The sequence below is a fragment of the Leisingera sp. F5 genome, from assembly GCF_001593695.1.
The window spans coordinates 1-3,066 of record NZ_LUKH01000294.1; the positions used below are offsets into that span (position 1 = coordinate 1).

Consider the following 3,066-nt stretch of genomic DNA (forward strand, 5'->3'; position numbering starts at 1 on the left):
CTTTGGCAAACACCGCAGCAAAGTAGCGCGGCAGGTTTTTCTGGCCCTCAACGGACGTGAGCTTCATTCGCTTCCCCCTGTGAGACACGGACTGGCTACAAGGAAAAAGCTAGGCCGCGGGGGACCTTCCGGCAAGAAAACTATGCGTTAGCGGTCTTCACGCGCATCGTGATAGGCCGCGAGTGCACGGTCGCGCCCCTCTTTCAGGCTAATGACCGGCTCTGCGCGGGGAGTGTCCGTTGAAAGGTTCCAGGACAGCGGCGCGGCGTCGAAAAAGTCCAGCGCGGATTGCGGTGCGTTGCCTTGCCCCTCGGCAATCCAGCGTCGCGTGTAGGTGCCTGATGGGTCGAATTTTTCCAGCTGACCGCTGGGGTTGAAGACACGGAAGAAAGGAGCTGCATCAGGGCCGGAACCTGCAACCCACTGCCAGCCCATGGCGTTGGATGCCGGGTCCCAGTCCACCAGCGCCTCTGCAAACCAGTCCATCCCGATTTTCCAATGTGTCATCAAATGCTTGGTGAGGAAACTTGCCACAATCATCCGGGCCCGGTTGTGCATCTTTCCGGTTACATACAGCTCCCGCATGGCGGCATCGATGAAATCGTACCCGGTCTGCCCGCGCTGCCAGGCCAGCACCTGCGGGGTGATGTCCTGCACCCAAGGGAAGGCCTGCCATTCGTCGCGCCAGCTGCTCGTCAGCATATGCGGCGAGTTGTACATCAGGTGATAGGCGAACTCGCGCCAGGCGATCTCTTTCAGAAAATGTTCCGCACCCTGGCTGCCGCGCTCCATCGCCGCGCGGCCCAGGTGCCACATGCGGTGCGGGCTGATTTCCCCCCAGGCGAGGTTTTCCGACAGGCCGGAGGTGGCGTCCTCGCCCGGATAATCGCGGCGTTCTTTATATACATCCACAGTGTCTTCGAGAAATCCATCCAGACGGTTCAGCGCGGCGTCTTCGCCCACACGGCAGTAGCTGGCCACCACATCCGCACCGCGGTGCATGGCGGCGCCCATATCCCAGGCAGTGAGATCTTCGCTGACGGGCCAGTTTTCCGGTGCTGGCAGCGTGGCGGGTGCCGCCAGCAGGCTGGTGACGCTGCGGCCCCGCACGGCCTTCCAAAACGGGGTGTAGACCTTGTACATGCCTCCGGTCTTGGTCTCGACCGTCCAGGGTTCAAACAACAACCGCCCGCCGTGAGACTTAGCCGCGATCCCCTGCGCCGCGAGCCGCTGTTTGATATCCGTGTCGCGGGCGATGGCCTGCGGATCATACAGGCGGGACCAATGCACGGCCCCTGCTCCGGTTTCACGGATCAGCTGTTGCAGCACGTCCAGCGCTCTGCCCCGGCGCAAGATCAGGCGGGAGCCGACCTTGGCCAGCTCCTGTGCGAAACGCTCCAGCCCCAGCCCTAGGCGAAATTTAGGCGCCGCGCCCAGCGCCGCGTCCTGTTCGTCCAGAACGTAGACCGGCAGGACAGCGCTGCCCCCTGCCAAGGCAGCCATCAGTGCCGGATTGTCGCACAGGCGGAGATCCCGCCGGATCCACCAGATCGCCAGAGGACGGCTGCTCATAATTGGCTTCCCTTCCTGGGTTGGCTACAATACCCGATCCAAGGCCTCGATCAGTTTGGCGACCTCGGCCTGGGATGTGTAATGGGTGAAGCTCATACGCAGCACGCCTTCGTTTGGATCAATGCCCATCGCGGAAAGGGCGCGCACCGCGTAGAAATCACCGCCGCCGGCCATAATGCCATATTCCGACAGCTCCGCGGCAACCGGCTCAGCCGGACGGTTCAGGGCAATGGCAACGGTGGGCGCGCGGGTTTCTGCGGTTGCGGGCCCGAGCAAGCGCACATCGTTGCGGTCCTTAACCGCATCCAGCAGCGGCTGCAGCAGGGTGATTTCATGCTGACGCATCAGGTCGTGGACAAAGGCGCCGGTTTCGGCCGCGGTGCCCGCGTGGCCATGTTGGACCGCCAATGCCTCGAAATAATCCGCCATGCCGGCCGAGGCCGCCACCTGGGCATGGTCCGGGCCTGCCGGGGTGAACCGTTTATAGAGTGTGTCCGCATTGAAGTAATGCGCCTGGTTTGGCAGCAGCGCGCCCAGCGCCTTGCGGATCACCATGATGCCCTGATGGGGGCCATAGGTCTTGTAGGCGGAAAACAGATAGATATCGGCGCCCAGATCATCCACGTTCGGCAGCCCGTGCGGCGCATATGAAACCCCGTCAACACAGACAAAGGCACCGGCGGCATGGGCTAGGGCTGTGATCTCGGGCACCGGGTTGATCTCGCCCACCACGTTGGAACAATGGGGGAAACAGACCAGGCGGACGTTTTCGTCCAGCAGGCTTTCCAGTTGCGCCACGTCCAGATGTCCGGTCTGCGGGTCGATCTGCCATTCGCGAATCTCGATCCCCTCCTCGGCCAGACGGCGCCAAGGGCCGGTGTTGGCTTCGTGGTCCTGGTTGGTGACGATGATCGCCTCGCCGGGCTTCATGAATTTGCGAAATGCCTGGGCCAGCACATAGGTGTTCTGGGTGGTCGAGGGGCCAAAGCTCAGCTCTTCGGTTGCCACGCCCATCAGCGCTGCCAAACGAGCACGGGCTTCGTCCATTTCGCCGCCGCCCAGGCGGGAGGCCTTATAAGGCGCATAGGGCTGCACCTTGCGCTGGGTATAGAACCGGGTCAGCCGGTCAATCACCTGGCGGCAGGCATAGGAGCCGCCCGCATTTTCAAAAAACGCCTGGTTCTGAAGGCTGGGTTCGGCAAAGGCCGGGAATTGGGCCCGGACAAAATCAATATCCAATGCGGTCATTTCTGTCTCCTCTTTCGCCTTGCTGTCCTGTTGCACTCCGCAGTTTGCTGCGGTTCCGGCAAGGCCGTGCTCCCGCACAAGGATTGAGGGAACACAGACAGCCCTGCAAGCCGGAATTCCGGATCGGGACGGCAGGTAAGAAAATCAATTGCACCGGAGGCTCCAGACAGGAAGCTGATGCCAGAAACTGGCAGGAGCACCTGTCATGCTGACCACAGGCAAACACGGAGGATTTGATATGGCCTA

Annotated in this window: 2 protein-coding genes; both read right to left on the minus strand. The window is 61.9% G+C overall.

Features of this window, described 5'->3' with window-relative positions; all coding sequences use genetic code 11:
• Nucleotides 1-147: 147 nt before the first annotated feature.
• Nucleotides 148-1,572: a deoxyribodipyrimidine photo-lyase gene (locus A2I95_RS29095; RefSeq protein WP_291735494.1), complete on the minus strand. Its 1,425-nt coding sequence runs from the start codon at nt 1,570-1,572 to the stop codon at nt 148-150.
• Nucleotides 1,573-1,596: 24 nt separating this feature from the next.
• Nucleotides 1,597-2,820 carry an aminotransferase class V-fold PLP-dependent enzyme gene (locus A2I95_RS29100; protein WP_291735496.1) on the minus strand — a complete coding sequence of 408 codons (1,224 nt, stop codon included), beginning with the start codon at nt 2,818-2,820 and terminating at the stop codon, nt 1,597-1,599.
• Nucleotides 2,821-3,066 lie beyond the last annotated feature (246 nt).